At 45.4% G+C, this 21,885-nt stretch carries 28 protein-coding genes and 1 pseudogene; 12 read left to right on the top strand and 17 right to left on the bottom strand.

All coding sequences use genetic code 11. The features are described from left to right. From OXH00_16955 to OXH00_16925, 7 genes are all read right to left on the bottom strand, one after another. On the bottom strand, nucleotides 1-365 hold a 365-nt coding region (locus tag OXH00_16955), incomplete at its 3' end, for a hypothetical protein (GenBank protein MCY3742705.1). Nucleotides 366-424: 59 nt separating this feature from the next. Beyond that, nucleotides 425-706 carry a hypothetical protein gene (locus OXH00_16950; protein MCY3742704.1) on the bottom strand — a complete coding sequence of 94 codons (282 nt, stop codon included), beginning with the start codon at nucleotides 704-706 and terminating at the stop codon, nucleotides 425-427. Continuing rightward, nucleotides 693-2,267: a DUF4041 domain-containing protein gene (locus OXH00_16945; protein ID MCY3742703.1), complete on the bottom strand. Its 1,575-nt coding sequence runs from the start codon at nucleotides 2,265-2,267 to the stop codon at nucleotides 693-695. The genes OXH00_16950 and OXH00_16945 overlap by 14 nt, the downstream gene beginning before the upstream one ends. A 3-nt stretch (nucleotides 2,268-2,270) precedes the next feature. Continuing rightward, entirely contained in the window at nucleotides 2,271-2,702 is a 432-nt protein-coding gene (locus OXH00_16940) for a hypothetical protein (protein ID MCY3742702.1), read from the bottom strand. A gap of 13 nt (nucleotides 2,703-2,715) precedes the next feature. Beyond that, a complete protein-coding gene (locus OXH00_16935) occupies nucleotides 2,716-3,675 on the bottom strand; it encodes an SUMF1/EgtB/PvdO family nonheme iron enzyme (protein MCY3742701.1) in 960 nt (319 codons plus the stop codon). A 129-nt stretch (nucleotides 3,676-3,804) separates the two neighbouring features. Then, nucleotides 3,805-4,974 (bottom strand): DUF4268 domain-containing protein, encoded by a 1,170-nt coding sequence (locus tag OXH00_16930; protein ID MCY3742700.1) that lies wholly within the window; start codon nucleotides 4,972-4,974, stop codon nucleotides 3,805-3,807. Between the two features lie 455 nt (nucleotides 4,975-5,429). Next, entirely contained in the window at nucleotides 5,430-7,763 is a 2,334-nt protein-coding gene (locus OXH00_16925; protein ID MCY3742699.1) for a hypothetical protein, read from the bottom strand. A gap of 177 nt (nucleotides 7,764-7,940) precedes the next feature. On the opposite strand from OXH00_16925, the gene OXH00_16920 reads away from it, so the two are divergent. The 6 genes and pseudogenes from OXH00_16920 to OXH00_16895 all read left to right on the top strand — a co-directional run bounded on the left by OXH00_16920 (nucleotide 7,941) and on the right by OXH00_16895 (nucleotide 12,874). Next, nucleotides 7,941-9,224, top strand: a complete 1,284-nt coding sequence (locus tag OXH00_16920) for a hypothetical protein (protein ID MCY3742698.1) — start codon at nucleotides 7,941-7,943, stop codon at nucleotides 9,222-9,224. Nucleotides 9,225-9,381: 157 nt separating this feature from the next. Then, entirely contained in the window at nucleotides 9,382-10,908 is a 1,527-nt protein-coding gene (locus OXH00_16915; protein ID MCY3742697.1) for a BCCT family transporter, read from the top strand. A gap of 112 nt (nucleotides 10,909-11,020) precedes the next feature. Beyond that, nucleotides 11,021-11,336: pseudogene (locus OXH00_16910) on the top strand (BCCT family transporter). A gap of 9 nt (nucleotides 11,337-11,345) precedes the next feature. Then, nucleotides 11,346-12,269: a hypothetical protein gene (locus tag OXH00_16905; GenBank protein ID MCY3742696.1), complete on the top strand. Its 924-nt coding sequence runs from the start codon at nucleotides 11,346-11,348 to the stop codon at nucleotides 12,267-12,269. A gap of 93 nt (nucleotides 12,270-12,362) precedes the next feature. Next, nucleotides 12,363-12,485: a hypothetical protein gene (locus tag OXH00_16900; GenBank protein ID MCY3742695.1), complete on the top strand. Its 123-nt coding sequence runs from the start codon at nucleotides 12,363-12,365 to the stop codon at nucleotides 12,483-12,485. Between the two features lie 173 nt (nucleotides 12,486-12,658). Continuing rightward, entirely contained in the window at nucleotides 12,659-12,874 is a 216-nt protein-coding gene (locus OXH00_16895; GenBank protein ID MCY3742694.1) for a hypothetical protein, read from the top strand. A 132-nt stretch (nucleotides 12,875-13,006) separates the two neighbouring features. Here the strand turns inward: OXH00_16895 and OXH00_16890 are convergent, their stop codons facing one another. The 9 genes from OXH00_16890 to OXH00_16850 form a co-directional block, all read right to left on the bottom strand. Continuing rightward, nucleotides 13,007-13,291: a hypothetical protein gene (locus OXH00_16890; protein MCY3742693.1), complete on the bottom strand. Its 285-nt coding sequence runs from the start codon at nucleotides 13,289-13,291 to the stop codon at nucleotides 13,007-13,009. 174 nt (nucleotides 13,292-13,465) lie between these two features. After that, nucleotides 13,466-13,819 carry an STAS domain-containing protein gene (locus tag OXH00_16885; protein ID MCY3742692.1) on the bottom strand — a complete coding sequence of 118 codons (354 nt, stop codon included), beginning with the start codon at nucleotides 13,817-13,819 and terminating at the stop codon, nucleotides 13,466-13,468. A gap of 68 nt (nucleotides 13,820-13,887) precedes the next feature. Beyond that, on the bottom strand, nucleotides 13,888-14,307 hold the full coding sequence (locus tag OXH00_16880) for an STAS domain-containing protein (GenBank protein ID MCY3742691.1): 420 nt from the start codon (nucleotides 14,305-14,307) through the stop codon (nucleotides 13,888-13,890). A 48-nt stretch (nucleotides 14,308-14,355) separates the two neighbouring features. Beyond that, nucleotides 14,356-15,000: a sigma-70 family RNA polymerase sigma factor gene (locus OXH00_16875; protein ID MCY3742690.1), complete on the bottom strand. Its 645-nt coding sequence runs from the start codon at nucleotides 14,998-15,000 to the stop codon at nucleotides 14,356-14,358. Between the two features lie 119 nt (nucleotides 15,001-15,119). Next, nucleotides 15,120-16,118 (bottom strand): hypothetical protein, encoded by a 999-nt coding sequence (locus OXH00_16870; GenBank protein ID MCY3742689.1) that lies wholly within the window; start codon nucleotides 16,116-16,118, stop codon nucleotides 15,120-15,122. Next, complete coding sequence (locus tag OXH00_16865; protein ID MCY3742688.1) at nucleotides 16,106-16,402, bottom strand: hypothetical protein; 297 nt, start codon at nucleotides 16,400-16,402, stop codon at nucleotides 16,106-16,108. The genes OXH00_16870 and OXH00_16865 overlap by 13 nt, the downstream gene beginning before the upstream one ends. A gap of 81 nt (nucleotides 16,403-16,483) precedes the next feature. Beyond that, the gene (locus OXH00_16860) at nucleotides 16,484-16,642 is read right to left on the bottom strand and encodes a hypothetical protein (protein MCY3742687.1); all 159 of its coding nucleotides are present in this window, start codon (nucleotides 16,640-16,642) and stop codon (nucleotides 16,484-16,486) included. Next, nucleotides 16,639-16,920 carry a hypothetical protein gene (locus OXH00_16855; protein MCY3742686.1) on the bottom strand — a complete coding sequence of 94 codons (282 nt, stop codon included), beginning with the start codon at nucleotides 16,918-16,920 and terminating at the stop codon, nucleotides 16,639-16,641. Before OXH00_16855 ends, OXH00_16860 begins: the two co-directional genes overlap by 4 nt. Nucleotides 16,921-17,099: 179 nt before the next feature. Continuing rightward, nucleotides 17,100-17,231, bottom strand: a complete 132-nt coding sequence (locus OXH00_16850) for a hypothetical protein (protein MCY3742685.1) — start codon at nucleotides 17,229-17,231, stop codon at nucleotides 17,100-17,102. Between OXH00_16850 and OXH00_16845 the strand changes: the two genes are divergently transcribed. Next, nucleotides 17,226-17,369, top strand: a complete 144-nt coding sequence (locus OXH00_16845; GenBank protein MCY3742684.1) for a hypothetical protein — start codon at nucleotides 17,226-17,228, stop codon at nucleotides 17,367-17,369. The genes OXH00_16850 and OXH00_16845 overlap by 6 nt on opposite strands. 520 nt (nucleotides 17,370-17,889) lie before the next feature. After that, the gene (locus tag OXH00_16840) at nucleotides 17,890-18,150 is read left to right on the top strand and encodes a hypothetical protein (GenBank protein MCY3742683.1); all 261 of its coding nucleotides are present in this window, start codon (nucleotides 17,890-17,892) and stop codon (nucleotides 18,148-18,150) included. Nucleotides 18,151-18,190: 40 nt separating this feature from the next. On the opposite strand, the gene OXH00_16835 is transcribed toward OXH00_16840, so the two are convergent. Then, the gene (locus OXH00_16835) at nucleotides 18,191-18,769 is read right to left on the bottom strand and encodes a hypothetical protein (protein MCY3742682.1); all 579 of its coding nucleotides are present in this window, start codon (nucleotides 18,767-18,769) and stop codon (nucleotides 18,191-18,193) included. A gap of 114 nt (nucleotides 18,770-18,883) precedes the next feature. Here OXH00_16835 and OXH00_16830 point away from each other — a divergent pair, with 114 nt between their 5' ends. The 4 genes from OXH00_16830 to OXH00_16815 all read left to right on the top strand — a co-directional run bounded on the left by OXH00_16830 (nucleotide 18,884) and on the right by OXH00_16815 (nucleotide 21,250). Continuing rightward, nucleotides 18,884-19,024, top strand: coding sequence for a hypothetical protein (locus OXH00_16830; protein MCY3742681.1), 141 nt, complete (start codon nucleotides 18,884-18,886; stop codon nucleotides 19,022-19,024). Nucleotides 19,025-19,398: 374 nt separating this feature from the next. After that, nucleotides 19,399-19,617 (top strand): DUF433 domain-containing protein, encoded by a 219-nt coding sequence (locus tag OXH00_16825; GenBank protein ID MCY3742680.1) that lies wholly within the window; start codon nucleotides 19,399-19,401, stop codon nucleotides 19,615-19,617. A gap of 1 nt (nucleotide 19,618) precedes the next feature. Beyond that, nucleotides 19,619-19,951 (top strand): DUF5615 family PIN-like protein, encoded by a 333-nt coding sequence (locus OXH00_16820; GenBank protein ID MCY3742679.1) that lies wholly within the window; start codon nucleotides 19,619-19,621, stop codon nucleotides 19,949-19,951. Between the two features lie 207 nt (nucleotides 19,952-20,158). Beyond that, nucleotides 20,159-21,250, top strand: coding sequence for a hypothetical protein (locus OXH00_16815; protein ID MCY3742678.1), 1,092 nt, complete (start codon nucleotides 20,159-20,161; stop codon nucleotides 21,248-21,250). Nucleotides 21,251-21,885 lie beyond the last annotated feature (635 nt).

The raw sequence follows: 21,885 nt of genomic DNA, 5'->3' as shown, positions 1-21,885 counted from the left end.
TGGTGCAAACCCTCGCTATCTTCGTAGTAGCCCGCAGCGCGCCCATCATTACCAAGCGCATAGAAATAGGTGTTCTTTGCACCCGGGAAATCGTACGTCGTAAAAACGCCGTCAATGAGTGTAAAGGCGACCTCTTTTTCACCATCCGCCTTTTTCGTATAGCCGGCGTAATCCTCAAAGTCGGAACTCGCCGTCAACGCTAAGGAGTCTACACCCGGGACATCGATCGTCTCAAAGGTATAGTTAGCATTAGCGGACTCCACTGGAAGTTGTGCGTTTAGATCGCTGTTCATGGTGCCGATAAAATATCCGAAAGACACTATCACCGCACCAAGTACCATATGAGTCAGTTTAGTTTTCAGCATGTAAATTCTCCTTATTAAGTGCAGGGGTTTAGCGTCTCCCCGCAGGACGATAATGGCGACTATTCCTCACCGGAAGGTTCGCGGGTTTCAGCTTCTATAGGATCAGGAAAGGGTTGTAAAATGCCATCTTGGACGATGGATACCGTCGGATCATAGACACCACTGCCATTTTCATGAAAAGAAAACTTACCGATGATCGTCTCAATATCTTTGATGTTTAAAAGTGTGTCTTTGATGGCACCGGCATCCGTAGATTGTGCGTTGTTAATTGCTTGTGCTAAGATATTCGTTGCAACATAAGGGTTGTCTGAATCAGAATTCACAGGATTAAGGTTTTGCATCGGGAGGTAATTCTCTACGCATCGCTTTAGTCTTTCTAAATTCTTCAGCCACTGGCATATCGAAAAACTTTACCTCAGGCTCATGTTCCGAGCAGATTTTCTTTATAGCCTCAAGCGAGCAATTAAAAAACTCTTTACGCTTATTGACGAGATTCACTCTGTTTGCTTCAAATGCTCTATGCAAAGCGTTTTCTAAACTTGGTGCATCTTCAGAAAAAATAAGGGCATGCACATCGTATCGGAATGGCACTGCTGCACCAGACAATTCTCGGATTCGGTCTTCAGGATCTAAACGTCTTGTCAGTCCAATTTTATAGATGTCCTTACCGAATGAACCGATATTTGAAATGATATAGATATACCCGCTCCTCGTAACTTCTGCACGAGACAACACACGAAGCTTATTCCCTGTTGCTTCCCTCAGATCTTCCTCCAATTGGGTGATTTTATCTCTGAGTTTCTCGGTATTTTTGCGGTTATCTACCGATGCACTTTCAAATTCTTTTCTGGCTTCTGCTAACGCTTTCTGATAATTGGATTCTTCCTTCTCTGCCAGAAGTTTCGCTTTTTCAAGTTCTCTTTGTGCGCGTTCTTCTTCGCGCAACCGCTTTGTGATCTCAGCCCGTTCCTCTTTCTCTTCTTGTAATTTCTCTTGGTATTCATGAACCAAGTGGAGTTCGTCAAATTTTAGTTGCAAGTACCTATCAGATATTGAACATTGCAGGGTGGAACCGAGTTTGTTTATATCTGTGTACGCCTTGTTTATCCGTTTTTCTATACTGGAGATATTACTATACTTAACTTTGCTTATAATAGAGTCACAACACCCATTGAAGGCATTCGCCATGAGTTTGATTTTCTCTGTAATCATCTTCTGACCTTCTCTTCTACTTCCTTGAACAGTCCACTCGGCTGGACAAGTGATAGCCGTTTTCTCTCGAAACATCAGTTTCTGGGCATCGCGTATATTTTTTAGTCTTTCTTTGTACTCTTCTGCCGTCCCAAAATCATATAACGGTTCGTAAAGCCCATGCTGTTGCAGATCAAAATCATGTTCTACAGAAACCAATTGTAATTTTAGTTCCGAAAGGTTCTCTGAAACAGAATTCCTTTCGGTTTTTAGAGTATGAATTTTTTCTTGCACAGCTCCCTTAGACTTTATCAATTCGTCAAGTTCCTTTTTTCGTTTACTATTCGCTTCTTTTTCCTCTTGAGACTTTTTCAAAATTGCCCGAGCAGAGTTTAATTCTTCTGTCAACGAGAACAGTTTTTGAGAATGTTCGCCTATATCTGTCGAATGTCTGCTTGCAACCCCTTCCAGTTCTTCAATCTCAGACTTCAATTCGCTTTTGCGTACATCTAAATCACTTAATTCAACTTGAAGTTTCTGGATTTCACTTTCATAACCCTCTTTTTCTTGTAATTGTGAAGTCAGTCGACCAATTTCTGCTTCGTATTCACTAATACTTTTTCGTCTGTAATAAATAATTAGTGCGAAACTAACAACACCACCAACAAAGATTATAAAAGCAATTAAATATGCGACTTGTTCCGATACCATGTTCTACCTCTTTCTGTAAAGGCTTACATCTTTTTTTCTATCAATAAATGCCTTAAGTTCTTTAACTGTTCCCGGAAAAGTGAATGTGCCAGCGATAGGACGCTTAACATTACACCGAACCAGTATAGGAGGATCACCAGTTGCAAAACAGATACAGGCAATATTGGGACCTACTTGTGTGATCTTCGAAACCCTATTTCTATCGAGTTGATATGTTTGGCTACCGAGTTTGATTTCCATAGCAAATCTCCTTTTTTTACTTTTCATTTCTAATTTTTCAATAACGGTTAAGTGATCAATGTTTACCCCATCAAAGAAGTTGTTTTTGACTATTAAACCTATAAGTTCTTCATCGCTTTCTTGTCGTTGAGCGACGACAAACACATAACCCGTAAGTACGATTAGGATTAGCAGAACAGTGGGGAGTTTTCTCATTTGTTTTTGCCCCTCAAGGAACATTCTGTGCGCGGGGCTGTACGTTGATGCGTTTGATACACCGAAAACCGACTGAACTTGTATATTCCCCTGTTTTGTGATAGTTTCTATACCAATTCTGCTGTTCAAATCCGGGCCTGCGATAATTACCACCGCGAGATATAACGTCATCTATATCTCCCCTAACATGATCCCATTGAGTCGTCACAAATTCCGAGACATTGCCAGCCATATCATAAAGCCCATACCCGTTTGCGGGATACTGCCCAACTTCAACAAGTGATAAAACGGGTGTATTATTATCCGGGTTAAATACATTTAGGATGCCCGCATGATTGTAGTTAGCATGCGTTGGATCAATCTCGTTGCCCCAGGGGTAATTCTTATCTCTGAGTCCGCCGCGTGCCGCTTTTTCCCATTCAATTTCGGTTGGGATGTGTTTGCCGTGCCACTCAGCATACGCTTTCATTTCAGGGATCGTGAGTTGTGTAATAGGCTTTTTTCCAAAATAGCCGGATCTGCTTACCAAATCCGGGAAAATCTTCAGCGTCTGAGTCACCCGCGTGCTCTCATACCCCGATGCGTTGACAAAATCGAGATACTGCTCCCAGGTCACCTCGTGTATGTCCATGTAGAATGCATCTACATAGACGGTTTGTAGGGGTAATGCTGTTGCGGGGAGATGCGCTTTCCTTTGGACTGTGAACCATTCGAGCGTAACAGGGATCGTAGGCGGATATTGCTGTTTATACCGTTCTAACTGACTTTGTGATAAACCGATGGAGACCTCGCCAGCAGGAATTAACACCATATTGGCATCTACGATAGGTTCAGGTTCAGCTCCAGTTTCATCTTCAGATTGTATCCGTCTTGTATCCGTCATTATATCGGTGATTGGCATCCGACTTTGGTCACAGCCGAATAGCAACACCAAATGCGCTACAAAACTTAATAAAAGTAATCTTAAAAACATTTGGACATACCTCGCTTTAATCACGGTACACGACGAAACCGGTTGGGTCGGTGCCGTAAACCTTGCGATACTGCTCCACAAAGACCTGGTTTTTGGGCGAGTTATCTGTGATAAGCCACGAGGTGAATGTTATTGCACCTTCCACTTCTCGAATACAAGCTGTATCTCAGGCGTAAAAACGTTTCTGAATTTGCGTAGATTCTCAACATGCCATGCTTTGATGACTTTTAACTCGCTTGCATCGGAGTTAATGTCGCCATCGCGCTTGATATAAATTAGCGATGTTACTTGTCCGTCGCGCCGTTCCCAATATAAGGGAGCCTCGAATTTCGCGTTGATTTCGGATTCTCTTTCTTTGAGAACATCAAAGAAGTTTTGAGTTTTCTCCTCATCTGAAGGGAAATGAATCCACAGTCGCGTCTGCACGGTTCCCTTTTTAAATGCTGCGACATACCCAATTTGCGGAAAACCTGACGAAAAGTTGTAGTAATTGCTATTTTCGTTTTTTTGTGGAATACGGGCATTAGTAAACTTATGCCGTTCGCGGAGTTCATCTATCAGATCTTGAAAATAGGCAATATACTTCGCTTTTCTTTCAGAAGGAGTTGGAAGCAAATCATTGCCTCCTGAACTTGTTAGGGTTTTAAGAAAATCTAAGACTTGTTCCGTGCTCGGTTTGTGTCTACAAGCATCTTCTGTCGCCTCAGCGATGACCTCTATCAAATGTTCATTTCCTGTGTCTACCAACTCCTGCCACGTCAGGGGGAGCTGCCTTAATGCCTCTTTTTGACGTACCGCCTTGTTATAGTCACTTTCAAAGGCTTCAAACGCCACGCCCTTTTGTACCATAGCAAAACTCAAATATCTCTGAAGTCTGTAAACATTATTATCGCTGTCGGTATCACTGAGATTCAGTTCACAGACCAAGCGTTCATCGTAACTGCCCCTTCCAGATGGATAAAAGAATTTCCAGACCTCGCCATCGGTGAGTATGAGCATTGGAACGTTTTGATCATCCACATAGGAAAAAAGTTGTTCTTCTGCCCCCGCAAGGCTATCTACTTTTTTGGCTTCAATGAGGACAAGCGGATTTTGCACCTGATCGCAGAGGGCGTAGTCTACTCTTCCATTGGCAGTTTGGTATTCGCGACGGACAAAGCCAGGCTGCCACCCTAAATGCCGTAGTAATACATCTACAATCCCTTGACACACCTCTGCTTCATTGCGATATATCCGTTGTTGTAAACCGGTTCGTATCTTATCAATCTCAGTTATCAAAATTGTGCTTTCTTTTCTCATAATATCAATCCTTAAAAAATGGTTTCATATCCTACAGAAAAGTGTTCAATTTTTAGTCAATTGTAGCGTATTATAACAGACCCTAAAGAGGGTATCAAGCAAAAAATATTTATAGTGGATTTCAGAATTAATGAAACACGCTACAGCGAGCGAGGGTGCCTCGCCCCTACGAGTTCCGCCTTATCTCTTGGGAAATCTATTTCTTTTTCATCATTATGCCTTCAACGTGTGTGTTTTGCTTGGTGACACTTTCGGCACAACGCTGTCAAATCAGAAATGCGTTCGTTATAGATTCGTTTGTATGTCTCGTGATGGACTTCTGTGGTACTGTCTCTACGCTGAAGGAATGTGTGGTGCTGCGGAAGAAAATAAAAGTTTGTTCTACATAAAGAGATATCTATTAACAAAAATAGTATTAGGAGACAAAAAGTAGAGTTTCCGCTCTGTTAATCCTCTCAATCCGTCTTATTAGCTTCAAAATCTGATGGGTCTACGGATTGGAGGGTTCCCTGCTTGTCAAAGATGAAATTGCCTGTTCCAACATGTCTAATACTCAACCGAAAATAACCCCTTCCATAATGCGTGACCCGAACATCTCCAATTCTTGTGGACCCCATGCCATCTGCGTCGATGGATCCCTCATTCCCATCGGTATCTCGTAGGATGTATCTGCCCCGTTCTCGCTTGAATTGATAGTTACGCTGCTGTAGATAGTTTTTCACGATTTCAGGATCGTTTTTCCACAGGATTTTCTGTGTTCTTTTTTCAGTTTGTTCGGCGACGGTTTTCTGCCAGTCCCATAAGAGGACTGTTCCATCTTGACTGCCGCTTGCGAGCGTTTTACTGTCTGGAGAAAACCTTAAGGTGTCTATCGGTGCGGTATGGCCAGGGACAGTTTCTAAGCTGCTCCCAGTTTCCACTTCCCAAATCGCTATTCCATATCCTACACTTTTTCGTTTTGGAGCGATCAGGAATTTTCCATCCGGTGAAAATTGTAAAACATCAGCGAAGTCTATTATATTAGCGGCACTCAATAAATTTTCCGAGTGAATTATGTGTTGTTCTGCAATATCTGTTGATGTTATTTCCGATAAAACAATACCGTACATGTGTTCGGTAGCAAGGGATGTGCTATCGGGTGAAAAAGCCAACGAATTTGTCCAATCCGCTCCGGTTGTGAAGGGTGTCAGTTCCCCTGATGTAGCGATGTCCCATACTTGTGTTCGCACAAAATAGCTGTACATAGCAAGGAGGGAACCGGAGGGTGAGAATTTTAATTTACTTTTTGGAAAAGTGCTTCTGGTGTTCAGGCTCAATAATTTTTCCTGTGTGCGTGTGTCCCAAATCTCTATTTTCTGAGCATTGCTATAAGCCATTGCGACTTTTCCATCAGCGGAGAATGCGACAGATATGGGAGCGATTTTTTCCTTTAATTGAAAAGTGAAAAGTTGCTCGCCGGTGACTATATCCCAAAACTGAATAGGTCTTCTTTTTATGAGTTCCGAGTTTTGGCGTGTATCATAGGTGTTAAATGCCAATCTATAGGTTTGTCCACGATTGGCAAGCAGCCGCCCGTTCGGAGATAATACCAATATCTCTGCTATATCGCTTTGGGCACTGGCGAAGTTAATCAACTCTTGCCGCGTCTGTAAGCTCCATATATCTACTATGCCGTTAAAGGCCGCGCTTGTTAGGGTTGCCCCGTCTTCAGAAAACGCTACAGTTTTAATCCATTGGGTGTGTCCTGCTGTAAAAATCTCGATTTCTTGCCCATTTTCTTGGTTCCAGAATCGGATTGTGCCATCGTAGCTGCTACTTGCAAGCGTTTTTTCATCGGGTGAAAAGGTGAGTGTAGCAATGCCGTGCGTATGTCCGCTAAGAGTGGCGCGTTGCTGCTGTGTATCTATATCCCAGAGTTTTATGACTTTATCTGTATCGCCGATTGCTAAGGTTTTTCCATCGTCGGAGACTGCGGCAGCCGTAATCCATCCGTGATGCCCTTCGAGTATCCCTAATTTTTTTTGTTTCTCGGTATCCCACACCTGTACTGTTTTGTCGAAACTCCCGCTTGCGAGGATTTTTGCATCGGGTGAGAAGGCTAATGCCGAAATTGCGCGTGGCTTAGGTTTATCAACGAGGTCCTCTATAAATTTTCTGAGGAAACTGCTCCGTTTGCCGAGGGTTGCGTATTTTTCGCCGGAAGCAGCTTCCCACAAGTGAATTGTCCCATTATGGTCTGCATTTGCGAATATATCTCCTTTTTTTGGGAATGCGACTGCTGTGCCAGAAATCGTAACTCTATTCACTATTTCCATCTTTCCGTTGGTGTTTACATTCCAACGGATAATTCTATTAAACGTATCCATGCCAATGAGTTTATCCTTATGAAATGCCAAGGCTTTGACGGAATTACTAAGGTCGGTAAGTGGAATTGTTGTTAATTGGGTGCTGGTATCCATCTCCCATAACTGAACAACAGGGTTGTTATAGCCGCCGCTTGCGAGCATTTTTCCATCTGCCGAAAAAGCAAGTGCATTGATGCGTCCGGTATATCCATTAGATAGAGATGTTTCTGTTCTATCTGCGATATTGTATATCCATAAACCGACATCTGTGCCAACAACGAGCCGGGCACCATCCGGTGAAAACCGCATGATGTTAACGCCACCTTTTCCGAGGCGTGCGATTGCATTTTCTGGTAAGTCGTTGTGTCTTTTATCTTCTGCCCAACTGTTTGAAAGCATTGCGGCAATCAATAGCAACGTTGTGAAAAAAAATGTGGTTTTCAAGATAAACCTCCATCCATCCGATTTTTTTTTTGAATAAAAAACGTATAAATGTATAATAGGATACACGTCGGGACGATTTAATGAAATATTTAAAATAAATGTCCCTGGGATAGACGTTTTCGATGAAAAAAGTCAATTTTGTTGGCAGTACATAGATTACCATTAAGGAGGCAAACGGTGTATAAACAGATAGGTTTTATATTCAGTTTCGGGCTTGCATTTTTGCTGATCGTTTCTCCGTTCGCGATGGCGGAAACTGATGCAACCGAAGAGACAGCAGAAGCAGTTGAGGCTCCAGAACCTAAGAAAAGCCCGATTAAGGTCGGTGGGGCAATGCGCGTAAACTACGCCTATGGTGCTTACGGCGATGAGGAGAACCCACATCCCCGAGGCGAAAAAATCGGTGATGTTGACCTTGAGATTTTTCGCCTCAATGCTGATCTTGACTATAACAACATCATCAGTCGGCTTGAATACCGGTGGTATGATGGCTACAGCATGATACACACTGCTTGGTTGGGGTACAATCTCGGTGATTTTGGTACACTTAAGGCGGGAATTGTGCGGGTGCCCTTCGGCCCGACTGCTTACGGCGTTTCGACAAGCTGGTTTTTTGACCAGCATTTTTATGTCGGACTCGCCGACGATATGGACTTAGGGGTCATATGGAATGATACCTTTGATAAACTGACGCTTGACGTAGGCTTCTACCCTATGAGTGACCCTCAGTTGATAAAGTATGGCAGTCTGGCGAGTTCTCGCTACAGTTATGATGTCGTCAAATGGGAAGAAAAGGCCGATGCGACAGGAAACGTTGAGTGGGGTGCAGGTGAAAACGGATATGATGAACTATTACAATTTAACCTCCGGGCAATCTACGCACTTGAGAATATCGGGGATTTCGGTGTTTCCGCACAATACGGATTGCTAAAGGGAACAAACGTGGGAGACGATGATAGTGGTAACCACTATGCTGTCTCTGCTCACATGAAGAATACTGTTGCGGATTTCACGCTCTTCTCGCAATTCTCCTATTATGCCCATAATATCACTGATGATACGCCTTGGGGCACGGGAGACTTAATTCCGATGGGTGCTTATGACTTCGCTTGGCCCGTGGCATCGACAGGATTAATACCCGCGCTGTCGCTACGATACGGTGGTATAGATACTTCAAGTATCTCATGGATTGACAGTGTTACGCCTTATGCTGAATGGAGCACTATCCTCAAAACTGTTGATGATTACAACGCCAGTACCCTTGTGACACTCGGTGCAAGTTGGACGGTCTTGGGTGCGCTGTATGTGTATAGTGATTTCGCACTTTCCGACGGCAACTTCTTTGTTGGCAACACCGGAGATGACTATGGGAATATCCTTACAGGGGTCAATCATGTGGGTGCCAACGGAAATAACAGATGGCATTGGCGACTTAATTTCAACTTCGGCTACTATTTCTAAGTAGTTATCAGTTATCAGTTTTCAGTTAAAGGGTGACACCGTAATAATTTACTGCTTGCTCAAAGTACTACAAGTTTGGAGGGATTGTTACAAATTGCCCTTAACTCTCACTGTGAGGTAAATGGTAGCGGTTAATGAAAAAAAGGAGAATTTAGAAATGAACGAAGAAGGCAAACACCTCGAGAACAACACCAAGATATTTGGGTTGACACCGGTATTCCTCGTTTCCTCAATTACCATCGTCATTTTTGTTATCGGATCCCTCGTATTTCGCGAAGGGGCAACAAACGTCTTCGGGGCTTCCCGCAAGTGGCTTACGACGAACTTCGACTGGTGGTTCATGGACAGCGTCAATCTCCTTGTGCTTTTCTGTCTCTTTCTGATTGTCTCTCCACTCGGCAAGGTTCGCATCGGTGGAAAGGAGGCTGTCCCTGAATACGCCAACCTCACCTGGTTCGCTATGCTCTTTGCAGCTGGTATCGGTATCGGGCTTCTGTTTTTCGGGGTCTTGGAACCTGTCCAACACTTTATGAGCCCTCCCCTCGGCGGTGAAGCAAAAACCGATCCTGCCCTCGGTATCGCGGCGACGACGTTTCACTGGGGACTACACGGCTGGGCGGTCTATGGCGTCGTCGGACTCGCCCTGGCATTCTTCGCCTACAACCGGGGACTGCCGCTCACCATCCGATCCGCGTTCTACCCGATCCTCGGTGAGCGCGTTTGGGGCTGGCCGGGTCATGTCATCGATACGCTCGCCGTCTTCGCCAGCTTGTTCGGGCTCGCCACCTCACTGGGCTTAGGTGCACAGCAGGTGACCGCCGGGCTCAATTACCTGTTTGAAGTGCCGGCGACCAACACCACCATGGTCGTGCTGATCGTCTGCATAACCGCTGCCGCACTCATCTCCGTGTTGACAGGGCTGAATATCGGCATCAAACGCCTCAGCCAGCTTAACGTGATCCTGGCGTTTCTGCTCTTGCTCTTCATCCTCGTCGTCGGACCGAAACTCGCGATCTTCAAAGGCGTATTCACCGGGCTGGGTGCCTATATCTCCAAGCTAAGGCCCCTCAGCAACTGGGTCGGCCGTGAAGACACAGGGTTCTTGCACGGTTGGACAACCTTCTATTGGGCGTGGTGGATCGCCTGGGCTCCCTTCGTCGGCACCTTTATCGCCCGAATTTCAAAGGGACGCACAGTTCGAGAATTCATCACCGGCGTGCTACTTTTACCAACACTCTTGTGTTTAATCTGGTTTAGTGCCTTCGGCGGCACCGCCCTTGACCAGTTCATGAGCGATGGCTACACCGGGGTGACCGAAACGGTTGAAGCCTATACACCAGAACTCTCGTTGTTCAAAATGCTTGACAAATTGCCGATGACGACGCTGGTGTCCTCCATCGCAATGCTGCTGACGATCATCTTTTTCGTCACCTCATCTGACTCTGGCTCGCTTGTGATTGATACGATCACAGCAGGCGGCAAGTTTGACGCACCGGTCTCTCACCGAGTGTTCTGGTGCTCGGCTGAAGGCGCTGTTGCTATCGTGCTGTTACTTGGCGGCGGTCTGAGTTCTTTACAGGCAGCCTCCCTCGTCACAGGTTTCCCCTTCGCTATTATCCTATTAGGAATGGCGGTTTGCGTCTGGATGGGGCTCCGTAGCGAATTGGACAAGTTGGACTATTAGTGCTTCAATGTTGAGTTTTAGGGTAAATTTGGTTCGTAGTAGTGCAATTCTGGGTGAGTACACCGCAAAATCGCACTACTACGAACCTGCCCTCAAGTTCAAAGTTGAAAGACTACAACTGGCACTCTTCAAAATGTTTGAAGGACTTCCGTGGACAACGCTCCTCTCCTGTATTCGGTATGACGTTGACGATCATTTTCTTCGTCACTTCGTCGAACTCAGGCTCTCTGATTATTGACATTATCGCAGCCGGTGGCAAGGTTAACGCCCCGATACTACAACGTGTGTTTTTGTGTACCGCAGAAGGCTTAGTGGCTATCGCACTCCTCCTCGGCGGAGGACTGAGATCGTTAGCCGCTTCCCTTGCGACGGGCTTCCCGTTCGCGATTGTCCTATTAGGCATGGGAGTCTGTTATCTTCAAAGGTAGGAAAATATTTTGCACACTCAAGCGACACGATGGACACAGTTTATCACGCCACTCGGTGGGATTGTTGCGTTTGCCTGTTTCTTTCTGCCGTGGGTGGAAAGCGGCGCGCCATTCATTTTCATTATGTCAGGTGTTGATTATTTCCTGTTTGATGATCTTATACTACATGTTTTCCCTATTGCAGTTGCTTTTATCACAAGTGCCGTAATTATTAGTTTGAGCCTATACATGGTAATCCGTCGGACCCCTTGGAAGTCCAAAGTGCCAATCCGTATATGTGCTGGTATTGGACTCTCGCACCTGCTAACGGTGTACCTTGGGCATGTAAGGATATCACAGGTGCCGGATATTAATAATTACTCCACTCAATTGGGTTTTTGGGGGACAGTTATAGGGTTTGTAGTCGCTATCATGGGTGTTTGTTTAATCAGGAAAAAAGATGTGAACGGGGCCGCCGAAGTTTCTGTAGAAGCAAGACACCCGTGGTCTATCATACATGCTGGCGGAATGCTTGCACTTGTTTGTGTCTTAATGCCCTGGGGCGGAATTGGTGATCCAACAGGTAGATCAGGTTTTATTGTTGTGTATTCGCACCCGTTGATCATGTTTGTTTTTGTGGCATCCACGGTCACCGTTGGTATCAGTTTCTACGCATTGGCGCGGGATCCCCATTGGAGATTAAGAGCACCCGTTTTCGTGAGTGTGGGCATTGGACTTGGAATTCTTTTATCGTATTGTGTTAGTTCCTATATTCAAGAGAATCAAATGCGAAATTTCTTAGAAGGGACCCGTAGCGAAGCGGCTAAATATTATTCTATCAAATTTGGTTTTTGGGGAACAGTTATCGGATATGTCATCGCTGCAGTTGGGGTGTTTTTAACCAGACGAAAAAATAGAGACATGCGAGTAGAGGTCCCCACAGCATCTGGATAACATTCTCCGTTTTGTCATTGACATTTGCATGTAATGAACTTCCATAGGTAAAAGCGTGGCGTTACTGCCTGTATCGTGGAGGGAAACTCCCCTATGAAATACATCATCGACTTCATTGAGGCCTCAGATTTCTTCATAGATTGGCTGCTGTCCTGGAGATATCAGGGCGCGTTTTTCTTCTTTCTCGTCGGTAAGTGTGGTCTCGCATTCATTTAACCGCTCCAATTGCTTTTACAGATCGGCGACGTGATTTTCGAGTAAAGCGATTTTCTCTTGTGCTTCAACGTTGGTCCTCTTCACGTTCCTGGGACATGCTACGGTGGGTCAGAGGAATACAAAAACCTAAAGTTATAAAAGTGTTTAACTGCTAATTGCAAGCTGGGGGACACATGAAACTAAAATTAGGTGTTCGTGAAATTGATATGGATAGAATAGCAAGAATTAACAAAAAAGGATATAACATAGCAATAATAACTTTGACAAATGGGGATGAAGTCAAAGTTGTTTGCAATTATTCTGCTGAAAACTCTTTGATTTGTTCCTATGCTGGGACATACGAAGAATTTAAATCGTTTGTTGAAATATTTATTGATCTAACTGGATAACAGGGTTGTGAAGTAACAATCTAATTTTCGCGTATCATTTTATTCGGGCGAGAAAAATGTTCCTGCTTTCTAAGGGATCCTGAAGCGAAACGTGTCGTCCGTGACATCAACGGACAAGACACAGCAAAAACTTTAGCACTTTTTCAGAAAGCCGTTGTCGGTGAGCTGCCATGTCCGTGCATTGGAAAAGTCATCAAATACTCTTTTGCCATCTTCGAGGGCTGTGAAGAGGCGGAGAAGGTATGCATCCGCGTCGCTCTGAGACGCGAAACGTATCTCAAAGGTGTCCGTATTGGAAAAGTCGCCTCTGACATAGAAACAGACAAAAACACCCGCTTTGTGCCACTTCTTTTTTGTCAGTATCTTGTGGCAGTGGTCTAAATTGATCGACCAATCAAGGTCTGTGATAATAAACAAAATGTATTGCCTTACTTTATCTCTCCAGCACGAGGACAATCGACAGTAGCAGTGAGCATGCTAAAATGGGGATGAGCGTGCAGAGAGCACAGAAGGACTTTATCGCATCTTCGGGGGTGGGTTTGACACTGCCACCCCCCGTAGCAACACGTCTTAAAGAACGGGTCGTTGCATCTATTTCAGCGTTTTGGTGAGTGCCGAGATCGCAGCGTCCTCGCTCTTGAAATGTTCAAAAATCGTCACCAGCCGACTTAGGACGAGTAAACTCTTAATGTGTCGCCCAACATTGATAATACCGATACGACTTTTCAGCTGTGCAGCGATAATATGTACATTTACCAGCATACCGAGGGCAGAACTATCTATTTTCTGAACATGCTCGAAATTGATGAGAAAGCAGGGCGTTTCAGAAGCATCCAATAACTCTAAGGCGAGTCGCTCTCGCAATTGCGATACCGCAGGACCGACAATTTTTCCATTGGGTTCCAAAATCGGAATGCCATCTTTCAGACGCATTATCATTTTCATGGGGTTCTCCTTTGTCGCTTTTTTCGGATTCCGTAATACACGCCATATTCGGTAACGCAGCCCCCGCTTCAATGAAAGAACGTGTTGCGAGGGACCCGTCGGCGGTGTTCCGCGTCGATCGCCGGTGTTTCGAGTGTCGGCAGATCCATTGAGAGTGCCGCCACCGCATCTGCTTCGTCGTCGAAACACTCAAAGAGACTCGCCAGGCGACTCAAGACGAGTAGATTGTTGATGTGTCTGCTGGCATGGATCACTGCGATGCGCCCCTGCTTCTGCTTTGTTAGCGTATAGGCTTGCATCAGCACGCTCAGTCCGGAAGAGCTCATCCGCCGTGTGTCTGACAAGTTGATGAGGATGAGAGGCTGATCGAAAGCCTTGACTTCGGGTAAAATGGAGTCCTGAAAATCTCTGATGTTCGGCTCTCTATTGAGTTTCCCCTGGGGTTGAATAATGACGACCCCGTTTTCATATCGGACGTGCGTTTCCATAATACATCTCCTTTTTTCTGCGATGGGTATCGCGTCGCTGCGTCGGCATCAGAGCAAATCTGTCTGCAAACGCTCGTAGGCGTTTTTGAGTTTCGAGATCGCACTTTTCAGAATCTGGCTGACTCTACCTTTCGACACACCGAGTACCTCGGCGATGTCTTCACCGATGTAATCGTCAAAGTATTTCAGACGGACGGCTTTGCGCTCCTTGTCTGTCAGCCGCTTGAGCATGAGCGGAAGGCGTTGCCGGAATTGCTGGATGTGAATTTCATTGATGACCGAATCTTCCATAGATTCAGACTCACACGCAGCGTTGTAGAGTGCCGCTGTGAGAGAGTTAAAGCCGGGTGGCGGATCGGCATCGGGGTTCGACACCGACACATCAACGAGCGGGAAGGTGAGATATTGCAGCTCCTGCCGGCGTTGTGCCCAGAGTTTGGTACACACCTTGGCTTTGATGAACGTGATGAAACTCGCGCGACTCGGATGAGCGGGATCGTACTTCGGGGTCTCTTCAAGAATGGTGAGATAGGCGAGTTGTCGAAAATCGTCTTGGCGGGTTTGCAGGCAAGCATCGCCCCGCGTCGCACACGCAACACAGTGGGCGATGGAAGCCTCTGCTGTTAGCACATCGTCGGGATTGATGTAGAAAGGACACTGCCCATGGTTACCTGGATGGCTATAGGCTCTCATACAGCACCTCCTTGAGATGTTTCTGCGTTCCTGAATGTCTTACGAAAGAGCTTTGTTATAATATATACGCACCGCCGAAAAAAGTTTAGTTTTTTTTTTGAATGCGTCTTTTATCGAACTCACAATGTAAGAGTTGGTTGTGCCTCCTGTCTCTCTTTTTCCTTTGCTTCTTCTTCCAATACTTTATCTATCTCATGCAAAAAATAAAAAAGCTTAATCTCTTGCCGTTCCTGCAAACCCAATTCGCTTATATCCGCAATGAGTTTACTGACTTTCTCACGCACTTGATAGAGCCTTACGCGATTAGAACCCGCTTCGCCACTTCTTTCCAAAATAAATCTAATGCTCTCCACCCATTTTCCATCGAAATATTTTTTACTTAACTCTATGACTGTTTCTTTTTCAGCAGTCGCTGTAATCCAGTCTCCTCTCGCAATTCTCATAAGTTCTTCACCTAAGAGTCTTTCGATTTCACCTTCCTTCAATTCTTCAGGCTTGTGTCGCGAATAAAATCCTCTGAAGGGAATATCAGATGTCCCCTCACGATATAAATATAGGTGAACTCTAACAGCGATACGTTTATCCATGGAATTGTGACAAATCACCTTCAGGGCATACGGTGCTCCATCGTCCACGTAGTATATGAAATTCTGTACCAGAAATTCAATGCGTATACGTGCACCGTATGTGGAGATTTCCATCTTTGCTGCAAGAGATTCTGGCTCAGTAAGGGGTGTCACATGAACAATCCCCTTCGTCTCTCTTTCACTGAACGCCTTGAGTGTCTCCAACACTCGGTCAAGCAAATCATAATGTTGAATAAGGTCATAGCCGAGTATTGCATTTTTAGGTGTAAAGTTTTCCCATACAACCCCTTCATATCGTTTTCTGACGACCTGAATCGGGATACGCACCCCTTTCACAGGATCCACTTCCGCCCCAATATCGACATAACCGTAAGGCTCTCGGACGATGACAGATTTGTATTTATTTATTCCGTTTCCTATCCGAAAATCATGAATCGTGAAAGTGGGAATTAACTGACGCAGTTCACCGATAAATCCGGACCATATTTCCCATTCCCGTCCGTCCCATTTTTTTTCCCCTATCTGTTCCATACATGTCCCTCCGATAGGTCATAGCTGCTATAGTAAAGCCCGAAACCAAAGGAAGGGGTAGTTTCCTTTGGTTTATAATCGGCGAAATGCGAGAAAAATCGTTCAACAGGCGATGAGACGTACCATGTGATCGTCGAACCGAAATGGATGTTGTCGTCAAGAATGCGCCGCATGAGTTGTGAGAACGTGAAGAGTTTGAAACGTTTCGCGCCAGCCGTATAGCCTTCATTGTGCAGAAAGGTGGCGTATTCGGCATCCGATTCAGCGAGAAACCGGTAAATCACACCCTTCAACAGGGGGTATAGTTAATCGGGAGTGTGAGTCGATCAGAAACATCTATGATATTTTTCAGTCGCATATTTTCCTCATTCGCATTGTTGCTCCAGATAAGCCTCACTGCGCACTGCAACTATGAGGACAGCTGCAACGTCTTCAGACAATCCCATGTGCTCTCCAAACTTTTTAGGGGCGTAATTGTGTAGCCATTCAATGATTTTCAGGTGCATAATTTTACAAGGTTTCATTCCTGTTTTTCTGCGCCTGTGAATTGCCATTTTCGACGACCACTATCATCGGTATCAGGTATGACGCGTTCAAGTTTACCATCAGCCTGTAAACGGTAAAGTGAATCCCGAATCGTTTGATACGGAAGGTCTGGATCAAGCGATCGTGGAAGTCCGAGTCTGGCACTGACTTCACCCGGATATAAGGGTTCGTTGGTTCGAGAGAATACTTCTAAAACCGCTTCATCTAATTCATCGAGTGCGGATTGTGCTTTCTCGTGTAAATCGTTAAATATCATAGCAGAGTTTCTGTTTGTGTTTTTAGTTAGAGGTTGCATTGTTTACTTAAGCATTGTTTCCCGATTCCATTCGGTAGTGGTAGGGACAGTCTCAAGCGAGGCAGATGGAATTCCCTACTAAACAATGCTTCTCACATTATACACGTTCTGACGGAAAGGGTCAAGAATTCTCACATGCCCTATTTTTCTAAAAGACCTTTAAAAGAACCGTGGCTATGATACTGCTCAAAGAGCATCTCGAGTGCCTCACCTAAGAGGTCTTGAATGGTGGTGTCGGTTTCAAGTGCGATGCGTTTGAGGCGGTAATGCACCTCTTTGTCAAAGTGCCCGGAGATGAGTTTTTTCCCTTGGCGTGTAGAGGTGCGTTTCTGCGGCTGCGCGGGCGTGTCAATGATGGCGAATGTAATGTCGTGTTCAGCGGCTTTCTCGACGACTTGTGGCAGCCGTGAAGCGTGTGCGGAGATGACGATGGGGTATTCACTGTTCGGGGTGTTGGCGTTCTTGAGAATATCGCCCCAGCCAGCGGCATACCCCTGTAGATCGAGGTCAATCAGGGCGGTGGTATGTCCAGCGAGCGTCGCGGCGACAGCGAGATGGATCGAGAGCGTTGTTTTGCCGATGCCCCTTTCTGTCCGACAATTGCGACTGTGGACATTTGATCTTTCATCGGATACCTCCCTTTGTGTGTATTCAAATATACAAGGCTACAGGTATTATTGTCCGATTATATACACATAGTATTGTATTTATGGATACATATACATTACAGAAAATATACGATGGATTTTCGGGGCGTGTTACAAAAAATAGATTTGACTTTTCGGTGTAAGTGTCGTATCCTATTGTTAATTTGAACTTTGGGCGTTCCTGTCCAAAGCCTCATCCACCTCTTCAAGCAGTTTGACGGCAGTGGTAGTTACCCGAAATATTCTTTTCAAAACCCATTGAGGGGCGTGTTTTTACGTTTCTATGTCCATGCGTATTTCAACGATAGATGCTTACGTTATAGAAGTGAGTGATGACTGGATGACGGTCGCGACGGTCCATCAGCGGGTCCTTGATAAAATTCACTCTATCCACGAAAGAGGTGTCTCGATGCCTTCTTTAGAATTGATCGAAAAGCGTTTGCAGGTCATTGCTGAGACAGACATCTTTGAAAAGAAAAAGATCTGGGGCAAATACGGCGGTTTCTACTATATGTGGCGGAAAAACCGTAGGCATCACGGGTGATTCTCAAGCGGGAACGGCGCGGCACTGCGACTGTTTAAATTCACGGTCGCGCCTGTGAAACATGCTGGCATTTAACGCGATCCACAATCCGGCGTACGGAGTGTATCTCGGTGTCTACATCGTCGATGAAATCATCTTCTAATGCGAGGAGAAGCCCGATCAAAGCATCTTCAGCCTCTTTTTTGCGCGGGTATGTTGAAGGAATGGAGGCACAGAGCTCCACACAGAGTGCTACGGCATTCCAGAAGGTTGAAAGCTGTGTAGATCTTGTTTCCGCTTGTAGATGCCCCACGATGACTTCACCGTAAGCTTCAAGTGTTTTTACAGGTACATCGGCGTGGTAGATTCGCAAAACAGTTTCTCGGGGCGCACCGGCAAAAATATTATATCTTGTTCCTTGTTCGATGGCGAACTTTTGCTCGAAGGCAAGTGCTTGGTCAGGGGAGATGTCTGGCAATAAAAAGAAGTTGTAAAACCCATTGGAATCCTCAGAGAGAACGCGAGCTTCGGCGTAGGTGTAAGTTTTTATCTCGGATGTCTCTTTGAACGTGTGGCTCTGTTGGTGAATTGTGCAGCCACAGAGAATCACAACGAGTAAAAGGCACAAAGTTTTAAACATTGGAATACCCTCCTTTGGGTATTATAGACAAAGAGCAATAATTCTACAAGTAGATAGAAAAAAATGACACGAAGTCTCGGTACGCTCGGAGATATGATGGGCAGTGCGCCGTGAATGTCCAAAAATGAACCGATAACGCTTGAGGCGTTAGCGGGTCGTCTCGAAACGCTCGAAGCCGCGATGCAGACTGTAATCACCGAACTCACGACACTTATTGGGATTCAGATGGATCACAGAAAACGGAAAAACGATTAAGGGACCAACCCATAAAAGAAGGAGTCATCATGCAAAAGTTACATGAAACGCCATTCGTTGTAGATGAACTGAAACTTATTCTCAAAGAAGATTATCCGTATTTGGAATATAGTGAGTCCATGTCTAAACGATTGTCGGAAGATTTTTTGGAGCAAGTCAGGAATGATGCGCTCTATGTAAGGATAAAACCGAGAGAAGAAAATACGAAGCGTAGCCGTAGTGTTGTTGACGATATATGTGAGAAGTTATCTAAAGCCATAAATATCCGACTTATGTCAGAAGTGTGTCCATCGGCACGGTTTTACAAAAGCGGTTTGGAAACATCTCGGCAAAATTTAGATACCGAGTGGACAGCGTTTCGTTTATACAAAGCAATGATATACCAAGACCCTAACATTCACCACGGTGCGACAGTGTTTGACGGCACGCGGGTGCCGATACACACGCTCATTCATCACCTAAAGTCAGGAGCAAGCCTTGATGAGTTTCTTGAAGGGTTTCCTTCTGTGTCGCGAAAGCAGGCTATTGAATTTTTAGAATTCGCATTGACAACCGCAATTGAGGCATACGCTGCACAAAGGAAATCAAAGTAATATGCGTGTTCTACTTGATGAAAACTTAGACTGGCGATTGGTCCGATATTTTGATGACGATTTCCAAGTGACAACTGTTTCTCGACAAGGGTGGGCCGGAAAGCAAAATAGTGAACTTCTTGAGCAAGCCGCCGCAACGTTTGATGTGTTGGTGACAATGGACAAGGGATTTAAACATCAACAGAACATTAGCAACTATGCTATCAGTGTCATTATCATCTCCGCCAGAAGTAATAAACTACAAGACATTGAACCTGTTATGCCCAAAGTGAATCAAGGGATCAGAGACGTGCATCCCGGACAAGTCATCTGCGTCAAAGCCAGAGTTTCATAACCTAACTCATCTATCAAGGGGAATTATGAATCGCTTTTACACATTCACAGTTTCGGCTCTTTTTCTACTAAATGTTACCCTATTCTTCGTAGGATGTGATGAAACACTGGGGAGATACTCACCGAAATCGTCCCGTTAAGAGATACAACCGATACCCTCAGTCCGGAGGCGTGGGAAATCATACTCGGTTTATCGCCGTTGCCACTGATGCCACCCCCCAACCCAACGAACCGTTTTGCGGATGATCCCGCTGCAGCTGTGTTGGGACAGCAGTTTTTTTTCGATTTCCGATTTTCAAAGCACGGCACGATTGCGTGTTCGACCTGCCACTCCCCGTTCTACGCGTTTGCCGACATCGAATCAACGTCATTCGCGACCGGACGCGGCACAAGGAATACACCGACAGTGCTTAACGCGGCTTACAACACATGGCAGCTGTGGGATGGCAGGGCGGAGACGATGTGGGCGCAAGCGTTGTTCGCACTTGAAGGTGAAAGCGAAATGGCTGGCACACGGACGCAGTATGCCCATGTCATAAACGAACACTATCAAGAGGCATATCAGGCGGTGTTCGGTCAGCTTCCTGACCTCGATGATGCCAACCGCTTTCCACCGGAAGGGAAACCGGGGGACCCTGCGTATGAAAATATGGCGGCAGCAGACAAGATCGCTGTGAACGCCATCTTCTCCAACATCGGTAAGGCGGTTGAGGCATATCAACGTCTCCTCATCACACCGGACGCACCGTTTGATCGGTATGTCGCCGGTGATGCAGACGCGATCTCCCCGGAAGCCAAGCGAGGGTTGAAAATATTTGTCGGAAAAGCCGGGTGCGCCGAGTGCCACAATACACCGCTATTTTCGGACAACAAGTTCCATAATATTGGGGTTCCAGAAGGCATCGCTGAAGATAAGGGGCGGTTTCAAGGGATACCGAAACTCTTAAACAATATGTTTAACTCCGCCGGTACCTATTCAGATTCAACAGAGAACGCCGAGCAGATGCTGAGTGTTCTGAAAGCGACACCGAAAGACCAAGGCGCATTCCGAACTTCCCCACTCCGAAACGTCGCGATAACGGCACCTTACTTGCACACCGGTGAATTTCCGACGCTCCGCTCGGTGATTGCCTTTAAGAACGCTGGCGGTTACACGAACGCATTCCCGGATATGCCAGCGGTGCGGATCGAACCCTTGGGTCTCACCGAAGCGGAAATAACGGAACTGATTGCGTTCCTTGAAACATTGACGGGTGAGTTACCGCCCGAACATCTGCTCAACCGCACTCCACCTCGGTGAACTGGAACAGATGGATTGAACACCTGAACTGTTATCTTCAAGGGCAGGAAAATATGTACACACATCCAGCCGAAGAAAAAATAGAAAAAGCGCGTAGAGGACCCCGCTTCATAAGGAGAAAAAAATGAATTTACCTTCCGGTCAAAAACAGAATCAAAGGTATTGGGCTGCATTTTTTGAAAAATTACCCTCTGATAAATTAGGTCTGAAAACACCAAGCGTCTATAATTCTCACTATAGAGATTTTCACATGGGAATAAAAGGATGCTAGATCAGAGCAATTCAACGCGTCAATCCTCAAGGCATCTATGCTGCCTTTGTCATGAAAGGATCTGCACAAGAGTCCCTTCATTCACTGAAAGAACAACAGGTAGCGATTGAAAAGGAGCTGGGTGAAAGACTTTATTGGTATGAGGGGATAAAGGGTGAAACGCAAGGACAGATAAAATTAAAATACTGCGATGTTACCGATGAAACAGACTGGTCGGATCAACATCAATGGTTCGTTAGAAAGTTTGAAAAATTAGTTGAAGTTTTCCGACCACGCATTGAGAAACAATGTACTGCCACCGGAAATTTAGACCCCTCTCTCATATAAGATTGTGCTACAATGATAATCTATGAACCACCGAAAC

It is taken from the genome of Candidatus Poribacteria bacterium (assembly GCA_026706025.1).
Taxonomy (GTDB): Bacteria; Poribacteria; WGA-4E; order WGA-4E; family WGA-3G; genus WGA-3G.
Note: the sequence above shows the minus strand (reverse complement) of the source record. Positions and strands in the feature narration are given on the sequence as shown.

What these genes read in the sequence shown, in the direction of transcription:
- OXH00_16950 (MCY3742704.1), bottom strand. Translation starts at nt 706, where the DNA reads ATGCAAAACCTTAATCCTGTGAATTCTGATTCAGACAACCCTTATGTT.
- OXH00_16945 (MCY3742703.1), bottom strand. Translation starts at nt 2,267, where the DNA reads ATGGTATCGGAACAAGTCGCATATTTAATTGCTTTTATAATCTTTGTT.
- OXH00_16940 (MCY3742702.1), bottom strand. Translation starts at nt 2,702, where the DNA reads ATGAGAAAACTCCCCACTGTTCTGCTAATCCTAATCGTACTTACGGGT.
- OXH00_16935 (MCY3742701.1), bottom strand. Translation starts at nt 3,675, where the DNA reads ATGTTTTTAAGATTACTTTTATTAAGTTTTGTAGCGCATTTGGTGTTG.
- OXH00_16930 (MCY3742700.1), bottom strand. Translation starts at nt 4,974, where the DNA reads ATGAGAAAAGAAAGCACAATTTTGATAACTGAGATTGATAAGATACGA.
- OXH00_16915 (MCY3742697.1), top strand. Translation starts at nt 9,382, where the DNA reads ATGAACGAAGAAGGCAAACACCTCGAGAACAACACCAAGATATTTGGG.
- OXH00_16900 (MCY3742695.1), top strand. Translation starts at nt 12,363, where the DNA reads ATGAAATACATCATCGACTTCATTGAGGCCTCAGATTTCTTCATAGAT.
- OXH00_16895 (MCY3742694.1), top strand. Translation starts at nt 12,659, where the DNA reads ATGAAACTAAAATTAGGTGTTCGTGAAATTGATATGGATAGAATAGCA.
- OXH00_16885 (MCY3742692.1), bottom strand. Translation starts at nt 13,819, where the DNA reads ATGAAAATGATAATGCGTCTGAAAGATGGCATTCCGATTTTGGAACCC.
- OXH00_16880 (MCY3742691.1), bottom strand. Translation starts at nt 14,307, where the DNA reads ATGGAAACGCACGTCCGATATGAAAACGGGGTCGTCATTATTCAACCC.
- OXH00_16875 (MCY3742690.1), bottom strand. Translation starts at nt 15,000, where the DNA reads ATGAGAGCCTATAGCCATCCAGGTAACCATGGGCAGTGTCCTTTCTAC.
- OXH00_16870 (MCY3742689.1), bottom strand. Translation starts at nt 16,118, where the DNA reads ATGGAACAGATAGGGGAAAAAAAATGGGACGGACGGGAATGGGAAATA.
- OXH00_16860 (MCY3742687.1), bottom strand. Translation starts at nt 16,642, where the DNA reads ATGAAACCTTGTAAAATTATGCACCTGAAAATCATTGAATGGCTACAC.
- OXH00_16855 (MCY3742686.1), bottom strand. Translation starts at nt 16,920, where the DNA reads ATGATATTTAACGATTTACACGAGAAAGCACAATCCGCACTCGATGAA.
- OXH00_16845 (MCY3742684.1), top strand. Translation starts at nt 17,226, where the DNA reads ATGCACCTCTTTGTCAAAGTGCCCGGAGATGAGTTTTTTCCCTTGGCG.
- OXH00_16840 (MCY3742683.1), top strand. Translation starts at nt 17,890, where the DNA reads ATGTCCATGCGTATTTCAACGATAGATGCTTACGTTATAGAAGTGAGT.
- OXH00_16835 (MCY3742682.1), bottom strand. Translation starts at nt 18,769, where the DNA reads ATGTTTAAAACTTTGTGCCTTTTACTCGTTGTGATTCTCTGTGGCTGC.
- OXH00_16830 (MCY3742681.1), top strand. Translation starts at nt 18,884, where the DNA reads ATGTCCAAAAATGAACCGATAACGCTTGAGGCGTTAGCGGGTCGTCTC.
- OXH00_16825 (MCY3742680.1), top strand. Translation starts at nt 19,399, where the DNA reads ATGATATACCAAGACCCTAACATTCACCACGGTGCGACAGTGTTTGAC.
- OXH00_16820 (MCY3742679.1), top strand. Translation starts at nt 19,619, where the DNA reads ATGCGTGTTCTACTTGATGAAAACTTAGACTGGCGATTGGTCCGATAT.
- OXH00_16815 (MCY3742678.1), top strand. Translation starts at nt 20,159, where the DNA reads ATGCCACCCCCCAACCCAACGAACCGTTTTGCGGATGATCCCGCTGCA.